Genomic DNA, 14,421 nt, shown 5'->3' with positions numbered 1-14,421 from the left:
TGTGTTAAAATGTACGGGGCCGGTTTTTTGCAGCCGTCAGCTCTTAGATAGAGTAAGCCATTTTCCGTCTCCCTTTTCGGTCCGGTCTCAGTCGTCCTCCACCGTAAAGATCTCCTCGATGGGCACCTCAAACACTTTGGCGATGTTCCAGGCCAGCACCAGCGAGGGGTTGTAGCGGCCCTTTTCCAGGTTGCCGATGGTCTCCCGCCGCACTCCGACCAGCTGCGCCAGCTCCTCCTGCTTCATGTTGCGGCGGGCGCGGTATTCCTTAATTCTGTTGTGGATCATGCCCTGCCCCCAAACTCTCTCTGGTGCGGTAATACGCCACCAGCAGTGCCTGCACCGCCACCGCCAGGCCCCACCCCGTGCAGACGCCATACAGCATGGCCTGCTGCAGGCTGTGCCCAAACAGGATACAGCCGGCGGTCACCACGCCTGTGGCGAACATATCGCAGTAGAATGCACGGGCGGCAGCCTTGTCCATGTAGCGGTCCATCATCTCGTCGGTCTGGATGAAGAAGTATTCGAAGTCCACCGCGAAGGCAAAAAAGGACAAAAAGTATTTTTCATCCGTGAAAATGCCTACAAAGCCCAGCAGGGACAGCAGCCCCAGCAAGCCCTCCATATAATACCTTGAACGCATAGGCGCCTCCTTTGTTATGTGGTGTATTTCTAACTTTATGTTAAAAATATACCACATATTCGGCAAGCCGTCAATGGGCGTTGTGCACAGGAACGCTTCTTTCTTTTGCAGCATTCTGCCCCGGCGGCAGAGCAAAACGCCCCTCCCCTCTGCCCGCGCAGAAGGAAGGGGCGCTTTTGGGTCCGGCCGCTCACATCTCTTTTTCGTATTTGCAGCGGCAATAGACGGCGTATCCCTCTACAAACAGGTAGGCAAACACCAGCAGCAGCAAAGCAGCCAGATCCACCTCCATCAGGGCGAAAGACACCATCAGCGCCCCAAAAACAAAGGTCATCAGATCGAACGCACGGCCCTTGGCATGGTCTGCAATGGCCACGTTCCGTTCATCCCGGCGGAGGATCTCCTGTTCCTTTTGCAGGGCGGGGTCGTTTCGCATCGACCAGCGGGCCACCAGCTCCCCTGTGCCATGGCCGAACAGCCCGCAGCCCAGCCCAATGCAGACATAACCCAGGACGCTGCCGCCGGCTCTGACCTGCCACAGCCCTGCCAGCACCAGCAGCACCCCCAGGGCAGCCAGCAGCGGATCGCGATAGTTCTTCATCGTCTTGTCCTCCCTTACAGTTTCTTTTCAAAATTGCGATAGATGAGAATGCCCAAGATGTATTGGAACACAAGCAGGGCAAACACCATAGCGATCACCCAGGCCTGTGCCTGCAGCAGCGCCAGCAGCAGTCCCAGGAACAGCAGCACAAAGAACATGACCGCATTGCACAGCCACCCTGCCCGCATCCGCAGCATCTGCTTGCGCTCGTCCACTGCGTCGATGTGGTCCTGCCGCCTTTTGGCCTGGTAGGCCGCCTGGCGGGACGGAGCCTGCCACCACATCTGCCGGGCCAGGTGCACCCCCTCGGCCACAAGGGTGCCAAAGCCCATCCAAAAGACCAGATTTCTGTAATAGTCGGAGCGGATCGCCAGGCTGACCGCCATCAGCACCGCGCCCACGGCCATGTAAATGAGAAAGGGCAGTTTTTCTTTCATGGCTTTTCCTCCTCTTCATAGATGAAGATATCTTCGATGGTCAATCCAAAATACCGCGCGATCCGGAAAGCCAGCAGGATGGACGGATTATAGCGCCCGTTTTCCAGCGAGCCGATGGTCTGGCGGGATACCTCCAGCGCACTGGCCAGCTCTTCCTGCTTGATGCCCCGGGCTTTGCGCAGTTCTTCAAGACGGTTTTTCATCCAGCACCTCCTTCCGGTCGGATGGAAAGTTCGCTTTCCGTAATCCCAGTATAGCAGATTCCAGCCAAATGTCAAGCGTCCTTTCCATTTTTCCGCAAAAAAGCAGCAGAGCGGCACAGCGTTGTACTGTGCCGCCCTGCTGCGGGTCCATTTCCTTTCTTATCCCTGCGCCTGCCCGTTCCTTTATCTCAAAGATTTCTCTGCATCGCTTTTTCCGGCCGCAGCCTGGTCCGGGGCTGCGGCGGCATCCTCTTCCTCTTCCTCTTCCGGCTGGGGGATGGGTTTGGCGCGCCCATAGGTCTCGGACATCCGGCGGATGCGGGCGGCCAGCTCGGGAGTCAGAGCGTCGGCTTCCACACGCCAGCGCCAGTTGCACCCCAGGGTCGAGGGCCGATTGATCCGGGCGCGGTTGTCCAGCCCCAGGTGATCCTGCAGGGGGATGATGCACCACCGCCCCACCGAGGCCATGGCGGTGCAGACAAAGTCCAGATGCAGAGGCTCCACTGCATCCGGAGCCCGGTGCAGATAGCGGCAGACTGCCGCCCGCTCGGCATCGGTGATGCCGGTCTGGAACCAGCCGGCCACCGTCTCGTTGTCGTGGGTCCCGGTGTAGACCACACAGTTCTCGGGGTAGTTGTGGGGCAGATATTCGTTTGCGCCGCTGGAATCCCGGGCGTCAAAAGCGAACTCCATCACCTTCATGCCGGGGAAACCGCAATCCGCCACCAGCTGACGGACGGTGTCGGTGAGATAGCCCAGATCCTCGGCAATGACCGGGCGGTCTCCCAGGGCCTTTCGCACGGCGTCAAACAATTCTTTGCCGGGGCCGGGCATCCACTGGCCGTCCCTGGCGTCAGGGGCGCCGGCCGGCACCCGGAAATACTCATCAAAGCCGCGGAAATGATCGATGCGCACCACATCGTACCGCTCAAAGCAGGCGGCCAGCCGCTGGATCCACCAGCTGTACCCATCGGCCCGGTGTACCTTCCAGTCATAGAGGGGGTTGCCCCACAGCTGCCCGGTGGCCGAGAAGCCATCCGGCGGCACCCCTGCCACGCCGGTGGGGCGGCCGTCCTTGTCCAGCTGGAACAGCTCAGGCCGGGCCCAGGTATCGGCGGAATCGAACGCCACATAGATGGGGATGTCCCCGATGATCCGGATCTCTTTGCTGTTGGCGTATTCTTTCAGCCGGCTCCACTGGCGGTCGAATTCATACTGCACAAACTGCTGGAAGGCCACTTCCTCCCCCAGTTCGCTGCGGGCCCGGGCCAGGGCGTCCGCCCGGCGCAGACGCAAGGGGTCGGGCCACTGGTCCCATGCAGCGCCCCCCTGCTGGTCCTTGATGGCCATAAAGAGGGCATAGTCCTCCAGCCAGGACGCATTCTTTGCCAGAAACTGCCGGTACTCCGCCTCCCCGGGGCCGCCCGCCGCACGCCATGCCGCAAAGGCCTGCCGCAGCAAGGGCCAGCGGTTGCGGTACAGTTTGCCGTAGTCGATGTCGGTGGGATCGCTGCCCAGGTCGGCGGCAGCACAATCCCCGGCACGCAGCAGCCCCTCCTGGATCAGTGTCTCCAGGTCGATGAAATAGGGGTTGCCCGCAAAGGTGGAAAAAGACTGATAGGGACTGTCCCCATAGCTGGTGGGACCCAGCGGCAGGATCTGCCACAGGGTCTGCCCCGCGTCGGCCAGCCAGTCTACAAAGGCCCTGGCCTCTTTTGAAAAGCAGCCGATCCCATAAGGGCCGGGCAGGCTGCTGACCGGCATCAAAATGCCGCTTGCACGCTTGTTCATGGCTTCCTCCATTCTGCCGAACAGGATGTTCCGCTTGCACCTGCGTCTTTACGAAACATTACGAAACATTGGTATTATCTGCATTGTAGCTCTACCGGTCATAAATTGCAAGAGCTTTTTCTTGTTTTGGAGTATATTCCGCAGTTTTACCAAATGGAGTCCTGTGTTTTTATAGGTTTTGCAGAGGCGATTCTTCCGCGCTTCAAAAGTTTTTCGGATTGTTTCGCCGCTTGACGCCCGTACCGGCGTGCGCCCTGGCACGGCAGGCCGGATGCGCCCAGATCGAGCTGGTCACCAACCAGCGCCGCGCCGGGGCCCACCGCTTTTATCAGCGGGAAGGGATGCACAGCACCCATTACGGCTTCACGCTGCCCCTGTGAACCGTACGGTCTTGACAAACGGCGCGCACACCTGTATACTGGATACATACCAAGAGAATGTTTTTGAGAGGGAGGCCGGTCTATGGCACGGAACAAATACCCGGAAGAAACGGTGCAGCTGATCCTGGATACGGCCCAGCGCCTCTTTTTGGAAAAAGGCTATGACAACACCACCATACAGGATATCGTGGACCAGCTGGGCGGCCTGACCAAAGGGGCGGTGTACCACCACTTCAAGTCCAAGGAAGCCATCCTGAGCGCGGTGAGCGACCGGCTGTTTTATCAGAACAACCCCTTTGACGTGGTGAAGGACCGCACCGACCTGAACGGCCTGCAAAAACTGCGGGCGGTGGCCCGCGCCCATCAGTCGGATACAGACAGCACCAATCTGACCATCCAGCAGCTGTCCATCGCCCCCAACCCGGAACTGCTGGTGGATATGATCGTATCCAACCGGCAGATCCTGACCCCCTACTACCAGGCCATCCTGGAGGAGGGCAACCGGGACGGCTCGATCCACACCGACTACCCCCGGGAGCTGGCTGAACTGATGCCCATTCTCAGCAGTCTGTGGCTGATCCCCTCCCTTTTCCCCGCCACCAAAGAGCAGGCCAAGCGCAAGATGCTGTTTATGGGGGATATGCTGGAGAAAATGGGGGTCCCCTTCTTTGACGAGGAGATGCTGCGGGTGGTGGACGAATACTTTGAGCAGATCCCCGACTCCATCTACGAGAACTGACCATCCTGCCCCCTGCGGGGGGCTGTTTTTGGAGCCGTATACATTCGTTCGGTCGGTATGTTTCAAAAGGCTGCAGCCATGTTCGTGAGCGGACTGGCCGTGCAGGGGGTGTTTTTTGGGACGGCGGCCCTCTTTCCCATCTGCGCCGCCCCGCCCACAGCCGGCGACCTGGGTCTGGCTCTGCTGGCGCTGGCCTGCTGTTCCCTTTTGGCCGGCCTGACGGCGGTGCCTGCGGTGTGGGTGGGCCTGCGCCGTCGCTCGGGCGCCGCTGCCGTCGTGGCGTCGGTGGTCCTGGTCTGCCTGCTGTGCCAGCTGCTCCCCCTGGCCTATGGGCGGCCGGCCCTGCTGGCGGGATGCCTGTTTTTCTTTGCCGTACCTGCGGCGCTGGCCGCAGCGGATCTGATCCACACCATCGAATCTATGGAGGTATGAACCATGAACAACGATTCATTTGACCGCCGCGCCCTCCGGCTCATTGCCGCGGGGGCAGCCGTCCTGGGGGCGGCCCTGCTGTGTTTCCTGCTGCGAAGGAGGGAGAAGGCATGAGCGAAAAACTGTTCAACCGCAACTTTGTCTTTCTGATCCTGGGGCAGGTCAGCTCGCTGGTGGGCAATTACACCCTGAAATTTGCCCTGTCCATGTATGTGCTGGAGCAGACTGGTTCGGCCTCCCTGTTTGCGGGGCTGATGGCGGCGGCCATGCTGCCCACCATCCTGCTGACCCCCTTTGGCGGCATCCTGGCCGACCGCGCCGACCGCCGCGCCATCATGGTGGCCCTGGACAGCCTGTCCGGCCTGTCGGTGCTGCTGGCGGCTCTGGCCTTTCCCGGCCAGGGGCAGGGCATCGGGGTGATCGGGGCGCTGCTGGTGGCCCTGTCGGTCCTGTCCGCCTTCGAGTCCCCTACTGTACAGGCCTGCGTCCCGCAGATGCTCACCGGTGAGAACGTGCTGCGGGGCAACGCCATGGTCAGCCAGGTGGCTTCTCTGACCGCCCTGGTGACCCCCTTTCTGGGCAGCCTGTTCTACACGGCCGTCGGGCTGCGGCCGGTGCTGTATACCACCGTCGGGTGCTTTTTCCTCACCGCGCTGCTGGAATGCTTCATCCGGCTGCCCCGCCGCCAGCCCGGCCCGAGATCCCGCCTGGCCGATGTGGTGCGGGACGACTTTGCCCTGACCCTGCGGTTCATGCGGCAGGAACAGCCCGCCACCCTGCGCATGCTGGTGCTGGCCGCCCTGGTCAACCTGCTGATCACCGGGCTGGTGGTGGTAGGCTTCCCCTACCTGGTGCGGACGGTGCTGGGTCTGTCGGCCAACCATTACGGCGCAGCCGAGAGCGCCATGGGGGTGGCCGCCGTTTTGGGGGCCGTGCTGGTGACCCTGCTGGCGGGCAAAATGCGTCCCCGCCACCTGACCCTGCTGATCCTGCTGGTGGGGTTCCCCCTGCTGCCCGCCGGGGCCGCCTTTTTGTTCCCTCTGGGCAGTCTGGGACGGTATCTGGTGCTGGTGGCCGCTTTCTGCGCCTGCCAGCTGGGAGGCAGCATCTTTTCCACCTATGCCATCACCCTGATCCAGTCCCGGACCCCTGAGCAGCTGATGGGCAAAGTGATGTCCTGCGTCTATACCGTGGCCCTCTGCGCCCAGCCTCTGGGACAGATCCTCTACGGGGGCCTGCTGGACCGGTTCTCGGACAGCGTCCACTGGGTGCTGCTGCCAAGCGGTCTGCTGGTCTGCCTGCTGGGACTGGCTTTCAGCCGGTTTTTCCGCCAGCTGGAGCACTGACCCTCCCACAGCAAAAGCCGCCTCCGCTTTCCCGTCCAGCCGCTGCCGGGCGCCGCGCGGCTCTTTGGGCTGTAACGCGCCGCTCATCCTCCGCAGAGATCGCGCGGGACTGCGCTGTTTTTTCCGGCGCGTCAAGTTATCGTTGACAAATGCCACAAAACGCGTACAATATAGTTAAAAAGTTTTGATGCCTAGAAGGAGGTTTTATACATGTCAAAACTGGAATCCCGCAGAACGTTCCTGAAGAAAACCGGCTTGTCCCTGAGCGGCCTGGCATTCCTCAGCCTCGCAGGCTGCTCGCAGACAGCTTCCAGTTCTTCGGTCGCAGCATCGGTGGCTTCTTCCCAGCCCGCTGCCGATGCGGCTGCTGCGGACGCCGAAATCGAGATCCCTGCCCATCCCTATCCCTCTTGTGAATTCGACCTGGACCGGGTCGAGCAGCTCGCCTACGAGAGTTTCTATGAGAACGGCTGCTGCTACGCCGTGACCAACGCCATGCTGACCGAGCTGAAAGAAAAAGTGGGCTTCCCCTACACCGCCATCCCCGCCGAAATGTTTGTCAACGGCAAGACCGGCTATGGCGCCAGCTCCCTGTGCGGTTCTCTGGGCGGCGCGGCCGCCATCATCGGCCTGATGTGCGCCCCGGATGACGCATCTGCCATCACCAAGGAGCTGTTCAACTGGTACACTTCCACCAATCTGCCCATCTATCAGCCCGAGATCACGGCGGAGACTCCCACCATCGCCAAGACCGTAAACTGCGCCGACAGCGTCACCGCTTTCATGGCCGCAGCCGGCATCACCGAGATGAGCGACCCGCGGAGACTGGCCCGCTGCGGCGGCGTCAGCGGCGACGTTGCCAAAAAGACCGCCGAACTGCTGAACGTCCACTTTGGTTACATGGAAGCCGCTCCCGCAGAGCCCGCCCCCGAGGAGACCCTGGCTGACAACGAATACATTGGCGAGGGCGAAGGCTTTGGCGGCACCATCCGCGTCAAGGTCACCATGGACGGCGACCAGATCAGCAAGATCGAAGTGCTGTCCCATGGCGAGACTGCAGGTGTTTCCGATCCCGCCTTCGAGACCATCCCCGACGCCATCATCGCGGCACAGTCCACGGAAGTCGATGCAGCCGCCGGCGCCACCTTCTCCAGCAAGGGCATCATGGAGGCCGTGAACGACGCCCTCTCCAAGATCGGCACCTGATCTCCTGACACAGCTTTACCGCCGTGCACCCACGGCGTGAATCGATTTTTCTTTCTCAAAAATGCAGAGACCCCAGCACAGGCTTGTGAAGGGGTCCCTGCATTTTGTTTTGGCGGCGCACAGGGGTGAGCGGAGCGGCGGTTTTACTGAGCGGGATAGAATCTATACCCATACCCAATCACTGTTTTGATATATTCATGTTCTTTGGCATATGGCTTCAATTTTTTCCTTATCTGGAAGATCGTGTTTTCTACCGCGTGCAAATGATCGTTGGCAGGTTCGCGCCAAATCTTTTGGTAGATCTCCTCCTTTGTAAAGGTAGTTTGAGGGAATGCATACAGCAAATAAAGCACCCCAAATTCATTGACCGACAGGTATATTTCCTGTCCGCCCAGCATGGCACAACGTCTTTTCACATCCATATATAAGGCGCAGTTTGTCTGGTCCAAGCCCCAGTATTTTCTTGCCAGGAATCGGTCCTCTTGCACTTGTTCCATCAGTGCAGATAAATCATCAAATTTTCTGACTTCTCTCAGTTTTTCATACAGGCAGACCGTTACAGCACATCCGTATATATCATTGTCAAAATCCAAGATGTGCGTCTCGATCGAAATGTTTTTGTCGTTGTCAAGCGTGGGTCGTGTTCCGATATGGGTAATGGCATAATATGTATGGCAGTTCAGAAAAACTTTCGACACATATACGCCAGTTTCAAGTGCGATATCGTGCCCTTCCATTTGCAGGTTGGCGGTAGGCGTGCCGACGTGTTTTCCAATTCCCCTGCCGTGCACGACGACGCCTGTTATCGTATAAACAGCTTCCCTATCTTTCTTTTCCTTCATGGCTTTCCTCATATCATGCCCTTCATGGACAAGATAACCAAAACGCAAGTAACAATCGTCAGCACTGCAAGTAAAATCAGCCCGTTTCGTTTTTGATGGACCGTCTCTTTTTCTGCTGCAACATAGCCGCTTTTTCTCAAAGCAGTAACGACCGGTTTATACAGCAAAAATGTTATGGCCGCGTTCAACACGCTTTTCAGTAAATTGAACGGAAGAAATACCGGAAGAAGCAATTTTGCGACCGCTTCTCTTGGGTATCCCATATAAATCAGTGTAACGAGATAATTCCACAGCATCATGACCGACACCATAGCTGCGCACCCGATAAAAAGACCGATCACTGCGCCGTATAGAGTCCGTTTTTTCTTGTAAATGACAGAAGCAGTACAGGCAAAAGAAAGTGTTTGAACAATATTCATGAGGCATCCCAAGATACCTGTGTCGCTGACCGTTATCATCTCAATCACTGCCACAAGAACCGATACGATACAAGCCGTCATTGGTCCCCAAATCAGCCCGCCCAAAGTAACGACAACGTCCGACGGATCGTATCGCAAAAACAGCACAACGGGGATTCTCCCCACAGCTACAATCACATAGGTAATCGCACACAGCATACCGACTGCCGTGATCTTTTTTGTTTTACCATTCATATAAATTTCCTCCCTCACAAAAACAGCACCCAAAAGGGAATGCCTTTCGGGTGTCAAACCATTGATAGAACGCAAAACATTGCGCTTCTGTTTCGCGAGTCCTATGCATCTTCTTTGATCCAGACTGTACTGTTGGTTTTGGACTCGCACCAAATCATGCGCTTTCACGCTCGCGGACTTTACCGCCAATCGGGAATTTCACCCTGCCCCGAAGACATTTCTATTCAGTTGTACATTCCAAGAATACCTCTTATGCCGGGCTCCTGCAATAGCTTGCGCGGATTTCGGAAACATTTCGGAAGCCCATATAGCCTGACACCGCAATGGCAGCAAAAAGCCCGCCGGCAATCTGCCGGCGGGCTTTTTGCGTCTTGTGGCGTCCTCGGGCAGATTCGAACTGCCGGCCCCTCGCTTAGGAGCTACTTTTAGCAGTTCCAATCTATGTAATTCTGTTATCATCTATGACTAGATAATTCACGATAGCTAATCGTTTTCACGCACATTCGTTCACAAATCTGCTCATCCGTATCCGGCTGTTTTCATCGCTGATCTTAGCTGAATTTTAGCATTTTCCAAAAAAGGTGGAAGGTGGGTTTTCCAGCGCCCGCTTCTTTTAGCCTGTGCAGCAAGGATATCCGCTGGAAATTTGTGGATTGAAGCGACTGCCTGTCCCATTCTTGAGATCACTGCAGGCGGTAGTCGTTCATCAATATTGGCGGTAGAGTAGGCGGTAGAGCAGCTTCCGCCTTATAAGAAAAGAACATACCGTCAATTTCCACTTTCGGGAAAACGGTATGTTCTTCTCTATGTAGTCCTATTTGGTTTCAGCTGATCTTGTCCAGAAGCGCTCTGAGAAGCTGCGCTGTCTGTGGGTCTCCCAGGAGTTTTGCGATCATCTCTGCATCTGCACCGGATGCCCCAGAATCATTTCTTCTCATGGAGTGAGGGGGTTCTTTGTGGTTGTAAAAGACATCTTCAAGGAGCTGTGCATTGGTCCTTCGGTCATCGTCCAGGATGTGAGAATACTGGTCTGTGACCATCTTTGCCTGTGCGTGTCCCGAATCTCCCTGGACTGCCTTGATGTCACCGCCATTCCACTTCAGCTTATAAGTTATGCTGGAGTGCCGGAGACTGTGGAACACCACCTTCGGCAGATCGTTTTTCTCAATGAGTTCACGGAATGCCCTTGCGATGACATTTCTCTCCAGGGGAGTTCCGAAGGGACTAGCCAACACCAGATCATAATCGTGGTATTCATCCCCCAGCGCTGCCTTGGTTTGGTTCTGGTCAATCTTCCATTGAACCAGCATCTTTGCCACCGTCTTCGGCAGGAACACCTTGCGGGTACTGCTCACGGTTTTGGGCTTTTTCAGCACCAGCTGGGTGGTGCCGTTCTCGACAGCAACGGGGAAGGCAAAGATCACGCCTTTGCCATCCAGCTCTTTCATTGCATCGCGGCTGACCCGAATCAGCTCCTTATTAATAAGTACATGCGCCTCTCCGTCCTGGATACTCTTTTCGCTGATATCAATGCAATCCCATGTCAGCCCCAGCAACTCTCCAATCCTCAAGGAACACGAAAAAGCAAGATTGATTGCCAGCTTAAGTCTTGGGTCTTCGCACAGGCTCAACGCTTTGTCGAGCGTTTCCACCGTCCAGATTTCACGTTCCTTCAGCTGTGATTCAGGTGGAGTGGCGTATGTAACAGGGTTCCGGTCCACCAGCTCCCATCGGACTGCCTGGTTGAAGCAGCTGTGCAGTAGCTTGTGAACTCTTTTGATGGTTTCAGGAGCAACCGTTCGGGAATACTTCGCGTACTTTTTATCCGTACACTTGCGTACCGCTGGCGTTGTCAGCAGAGATTGATAAAATCTTTCCAGCATTCTCGGCGTGATGTCTTTCAATTTCATCTTGCCAATCTGGGGAATGACGTAGTGCTCCAGTATTCCTACGTTTGACTCATAGGTCGATAATGCCCATTTGTTTTTGCCATAATTGGCAATGAACTCACGAACCAGATCTTCCATCGTCGCACATTTGGGCATCACCAATTTACCGACCTGCTCTCGATACTCGACCTCCGTCCGACGCTTTTTTGCCTCCTCGTAGGTTTTGTAGGTCTCCCATTTCTGCTTGCGTTTTCCCTCATCGTTGGTATAGAGGTAAACCACACAGTACTTGCCTTTCCTCTGCACAATAGATGCCATCAGTTTTCACCTCTCAGTTTGCTTTGGCCCTTTCGGTCATAGAGCCAGTGAAAAATTTCTTCTCTCCGAATTCGGATTTGCCGGTCCAGTGCCAGTGCTTTCAGGTCGCCGGATTGAACCATGCGGTAAACTACTTTCTGGGACAGTTCCAAAAGGATTGCAGCTTCTTTTACAGAATAACTTGGCTTGTCCAGACGAACCTCCACAGGCTTTTCTTTTACCGAAGGAGTCTCCTTGGGAGGGCTTTCAGCTTTCACTGTTTCAGTCGGCTGTGGTTTCACTGGCTGCGAAAGCTTCTTTTCTTCTCTGGAATGCAGCCATGCTTGGAAGCTCTTTTTGGTGATGCGTTTGCGGTCGGCAACGATTACAAACTCAAACGCATCCCGATGATTATATATAATTCCATATACCCTTTCCCGTGTAATCCCCAGCAGTCTGGCCATCTCCGGCATACTGATGGTCGCATTCTCCAACTTCCGATCTTTTGCCCGATCCTCTGGGGTCCGGTATCTGCTTTGAGAAGCATACCACTGGTCAAAAGACTGTTTGGGGACTCGCGTCCTGTAGTCTACCAGTTCTGTTTCAAAGCAGCCCTTTTTGATCAAGTCATAAATCGTTGTATCGCTTACACGCAGCAGTGCCGCCAGATCAGTAATCGAGTAAGATTTCTGTTTCAGCTGCTCCCCTGGAGGGGGGCCCTTCACCTTGGAGTATTTGACCTGATTGGCATACCATTGTTCAAAGCTCTCTATCACGACACGCATCTTTCCGTTCACCAGTACGACATCAAAGAACTCCTTTTTCAGCAGCCAATAGCTGTCTGTCTTTCCAAGGCCGAGAATCTCACGCATTTCACGAACTGACATGGTTGTTTTGCTTGGCCCATCTGCCATTGTTTTTCCGCTCCTTTCTCGCCGTTCGATTCCGGTCAAGACTATCATACCAGCTTGGAGAGAAAAAATTTAGGATGTCAACCCCAAAACGAACTGTCCCGAGATTGGCATCCTTGGCTCAGTCACTTACTGGCACTGCCGTTCCAGCCAGGCATCAAACCCCTTTTTGGGGATACGGTATCTGCCGCCAATCTGAATCCAGTGAAATTCCCGCTTTTTCAGTAAGGCGGTCACACTTGCACGGCTCAGTACCAGCATCTGCTGCAGGTCGCTGATTGTATAGCAGCGGTTCTGTTCCTCGGCCACCGGCCTCCTGATCTCATTCATATTTGCGTTTTCCATCTGACGTGCCATTGTGTGTCCTCCTTCATGTCAATCTTTCACTAGCTTTTCCAGGCAAAACTTGCTTTCAGACAAACTGAGATTTTATCCATATCTGCTTTGGTTACTTTCCCGAGATACCCTTGGATTCGTGTCTTGTCAATCGGTCTCGGTGATTCACAAATCGCCATGGAAAGTTCCCGCAGGCAGTGACTTTTGATAAGGCAGTGGGTTGGCATAGATTCTTTTTTGATCTTGGTGGTCAGCGGTACCACCAACAGCACCGGAGAATGATAATTCCCGCTGTTGTTCTGTACCACAACTGCAGGCCGTACCCCTCCCTGCTCTGAACCTCGGTATGGATTCAGGTTTACAAGGTAAATATCTCCGCGTTTGTAATGCCAATCCGCCTTGAGAGGACGCACCTTTTTATATCGCTTCATCCCTCGTCCACTCCTTTCTTTTTATATAACAGCGTTCCATTCGCATGGACGCCCTATGGTTATGAATCAGGATTGTACCATGATTCACACCATTCTATCGGTTTCCGTACTTGTCCACGACACCCCCGGAAACACAGGCTCTCTGTCCTGTTTGGGACCCTTCCAGATGACTGGCAGCTTGCCAGTTCCATAGGTTGTCGCCTCTCCGTGGTTCTCACCGAGCCGCCCGAAGGCGGAAGTCTCATCATCCTGCATCGGATCTTTGCCTTGGGAGAAGCTGTCTCTCATTTACCTCCGGTTCCTGCTCTCACCTTTTGCTGGTGATCTTCGCATTTCCCGCGGATGGGCTCCCCGCTGCAGTGTTCGTATCTGAAAGGGTGCTATTCACTTTTCAAGGTGCGGTTTCTTGATCTACCCATATTGTACAGGATGTTTTGTATTTTGTCGTGACACAGTTTGTGCTAGTTTCTAGCACAAATTGTGCTAGTTTTATGGTCCGATGTTTCATTTTCATCCATACTCCTTTCTATAACGCAGTCCTTCAAACAATATCCATCCTGATTTTTTCAAGCTGGTTGATGACCCGCTCCAGTTCTTCTTTGACCGAACTGTACTCTTTTCCAACCACCAGGTAGTCGATACTGACCCCCAGCACTTTTGACAGCACAATGATAATCTCGATCGAGCACCCAGACAGTCCTCGCTCAATTCGGCTTATGTAATGGCTTTCTACATTGAGGACAGAAGCCAGCTCGGCCTGCGTTATGTCTCTTTCTTTTCTTAAGGCACGAACCCGGTCTCCGAACTGCTCATAATCGAACCCCATAATGACTCCTTTCTGTCTGCGCTACCTTGCCGAAAAACAAAAGGCCCCGGCAGGGCAGAGCTTCTGTTTCAAACAGAAACCCTGCCTTGCCGGCGGCCTCTCATGTAATGTCTGGTTTAACACACCGGTTCTGTCAAAGTATGTGACCTGGAGATGGATTTACGCAGCCTGTTTCATCTCAACCATTCCGTCGGCATACCGTATTCAACTTTTGTGCCAAGTTTTGTTGTTACGCCTCTTTTTCGGAAGCGTAGAGATCAATCTGTGTATGACGCCGGCCAATTCTTCTTCTGACTACCACAGCGCGGCATCTTGCACATACACTTTTCATGGTTCCATTTTCCGACAAATGTGCTTGCGACTCTTTGCCACAGTTCGGACAATAGAACGGAAATGCTGTCCACATTTTTTTATCCATCTTTCAACTACGCCTCCTGTAAAAAAATATTTTCCTACCC

At 55.1% G+C, this 14,421-nt stretch carries 18 protein-coding genes and 1 riboswitch; of the genes, 5 read left to right on the top strand and 13 right to left on the bottom strand.

What is annotated here, in order from left to right; genetic code table 11:
- Positions 1-87 precede the first annotated feature (87 nt).
- The 6 genes from B5E66_RS01220 to malQ form a co-directional block, all read right to left on the bottom strand.
- Positions 88-288 (bottom strand): helix-turn-helix transcriptional regulator, encoded by a 201-nt coding sequence (locus tag B5E66_RS01220; RefSeq protein WP_087228143.1) that lies wholly within the window; start codon positions 286-288, stop codon positions 88-90.
- Positions 269-643 carry a DUF3796 domain-containing protein gene (locus tag B5E66_RS01215; protein ID WP_087228142.1) on the bottom strand — a complete coding sequence of 125 codons (375 nt, stop codon included), beginning with the start codon at positions 641-643 and terminating at the stop codon, positions 269-271. Before B5E66_RS01215 ends, B5E66_RS01220 begins: the two co-directional genes overlap by 20 nt.
- Before the next feature lie 190 nt (positions 644-833).
- Positions 834-1,244 carry a DUF6442 family protein gene (locus tag B5E66_RS01210; RefSeq protein WP_087228141.1) on the bottom strand — a complete coding sequence of 137 codons (411 nt, stop codon included), beginning with the start codon at positions 1,242-1,244 and terminating at the stop codon, positions 834-836.
- Between the two features lie 14 nt (positions 1,245-1,258).
- Entirely contained in the window at positions 1,259-1,681 is a 423-nt protein-coding gene (locus B5E66_RS01205) for a hypothetical protein (protein WP_087228140.1), read from the bottom strand.
- Positions 1,678-1,884: a helix-turn-helix transcriptional regulator gene (locus B5E66_RS01200; protein WP_087228139.1), complete on the bottom strand. Its 207-nt coding sequence runs from the start codon at positions 1,882-1,884 to the stop codon at positions 1,678-1,680. Before B5E66_RS01200 ends, B5E66_RS01205 begins: the two co-directional genes overlap by 4 nt.
- Positions 1,885-2,067: 183 nt before the next feature.
- Entirely contained in the window at positions 2,068-3,675 is a 1,608-nt protein-coding gene (gene malQ, locus B5E66_RS01195) for a 4-alpha-glucanotransferase (protein ID WP_087228138.1), read from the bottom strand.
- Positions 3,676-3,905: 230 nt separating this feature from the next.
- On the opposite strand from malQ, the gene B5E66_RS13045 reads away from it, so the two are divergent.
- The 5 genes from B5E66_RS13045 (at position 3,906) to B5E66_RS01175 (ending at position 7,778) form a co-directional block, all read left to right on the top strand.
- Complete coding sequence (locus B5E66_RS13045; protein ID WP_158098298.1) at positions 3,906-4,055, top strand: hypothetical protein; 150 nt, start codon at positions 3,906-3,908, stop codon at positions 4,053-4,055.
- 82 nt (positions 4,056-4,137) lie between these two features.
- The gene (locus tag B5E66_RS01190; protein WP_087228137.1) at positions 4,138-4,794 is read left to right on the top strand and encodes a TetR/AcrR family transcriptional regulator; all 657 of its coding nucleotides are present in this window, start codon (positions 4,138-4,140) and stop codon (positions 4,792-4,794) included.
- A gap of 78 nt (positions 4,795-4,872) precedes the next feature.
- Positions 4,873-5,226 (top strand): hypothetical protein, encoded by a 354-nt coding sequence (locus B5E66_RS01185; protein ID WP_143406910.1) that lies wholly within the window; start codon positions 4,873-4,875, stop codon positions 5,224-5,226.
- A 110-nt stretch (positions 5,227-5,336) separates the two neighbouring features.
- Positions 5,337-6,572: an MFS transporter gene (locus B5E66_RS01180; protein WP_087228135.1), complete on the top strand. Its 1,236-nt coding sequence runs from the start codon at positions 5,337-5,339 to the stop codon at positions 6,570-6,572.
- A 210-nt stretch (positions 6,573-6,782) separates the two neighbouring features.
- Positions 6,783-7,778 (top strand): C-GCAxxG-C-C family (seleno)protein, encoded by a 996-nt coding sequence (locus B5E66_RS01175; RefSeq protein ID WP_087228134.1) that lies wholly within the window; start codon positions 6,783-6,785, stop codon positions 7,776-7,778.
- Between the two features lie 143 nt (positions 7,779-7,921).
- Here the strand turns inward: B5E66_RS01175 and B5E66_RS01170 are convergent, their stop codons facing one another.
- From B5E66_RS01170 to B5E66_RS01135, 7 genes are all read right to left on the bottom strand, one after another.
- Positions 7,922-8,620, bottom strand: coding sequence for a riboflavin kinase (locus B5E66_RS01170; RefSeq protein ID WP_158098297.1), 699 nt, complete (start codon positions 8,618-8,620; stop codon positions 7,922-7,924).
- 8 nt (positions 8,621-8,628) lie between these two features.
- Entirely contained in the window at positions 8,629-9,348 is a 720-nt protein-coding gene (locus B5E66_RS01165) for an ECF transporter S component (protein WP_242958051.1), read from the bottom strand.
- 28 nt (positions 9,349-9,376) lie between these two features.
- A riboswitch (FMN riboswitch) is annotated at positions 9,377-9,493 on the bottom strand.
- A 604-nt stretch (positions 9,494-10,097) separates the two neighbouring features.
- On the bottom strand, positions 10,098-11,480 hold the full coding sequence (locus B5E66_RS01160) for a site-specific integrase (RefSeq protein ID WP_087228131.1): 1,383 nt from the start codon (positions 11,478-11,480) through the stop codon (positions 10,098-10,100).
- Positions 11,480-12,373, bottom strand: coding sequence for a helix-turn-helix domain-containing protein (locus B5E66_RS01155; protein WP_158098296.1), 894 nt, complete (start codon positions 12,371-12,373; stop codon positions 11,480-11,482). The genes B5E66_RS01160 and B5E66_RS01155 overlap by 1 nt, the downstream gene beginning before the upstream one ends.
- A gap of 126 nt (positions 12,374-12,499) precedes the next feature.
- Positions 12,500-12,727, bottom strand: coding sequence for a helix-turn-helix domain-containing protein (locus B5E66_RS01150; RefSeq protein ID WP_342394989.1), 228 nt, complete (start codon positions 12,725-12,727; stop codon positions 12,500-12,502).
- A 29-nt stretch (positions 12,728-12,756) separates the two neighbouring features.
- Positions 12,757-13,137, bottom strand: a complete 381-nt coding sequence (locus tag B5E66_RS01145) for a type II toxin-antitoxin system PemK/MazF family toxin (RefSeq protein ID WP_087228130.1) — start codon at positions 13,135-13,137, stop codon at positions 12,757-12,759.
- Positions 13,138-13,678: 541 nt separating this feature from the next.
- Positions 13,679-13,963, bottom strand: coding sequence for a helix-turn-helix domain-containing protein (locus B5E66_RS01135; protein WP_087228128.1), 285 nt, complete (start codon positions 13,961-13,963; stop codon positions 13,679-13,681).
- Positions 13,964-14,421: the final 458 nt, after the last annotated feature.

Origin of the sequence: Faecalibacterium sp. An121 (genome assembly GCF_002160915.1) — a bacterium.
Lineage (GTDB): Bacteria > Bacillota > Clostridia > Oscillospirales > Ruminococcaceae > Faecalibacterium > Faecalibacterium avium.
The sequence above is the reverse complement of the archived record's forward strand: the minus strand, read 5'-3'. Positions and strand labels throughout refer to the sequence as shown.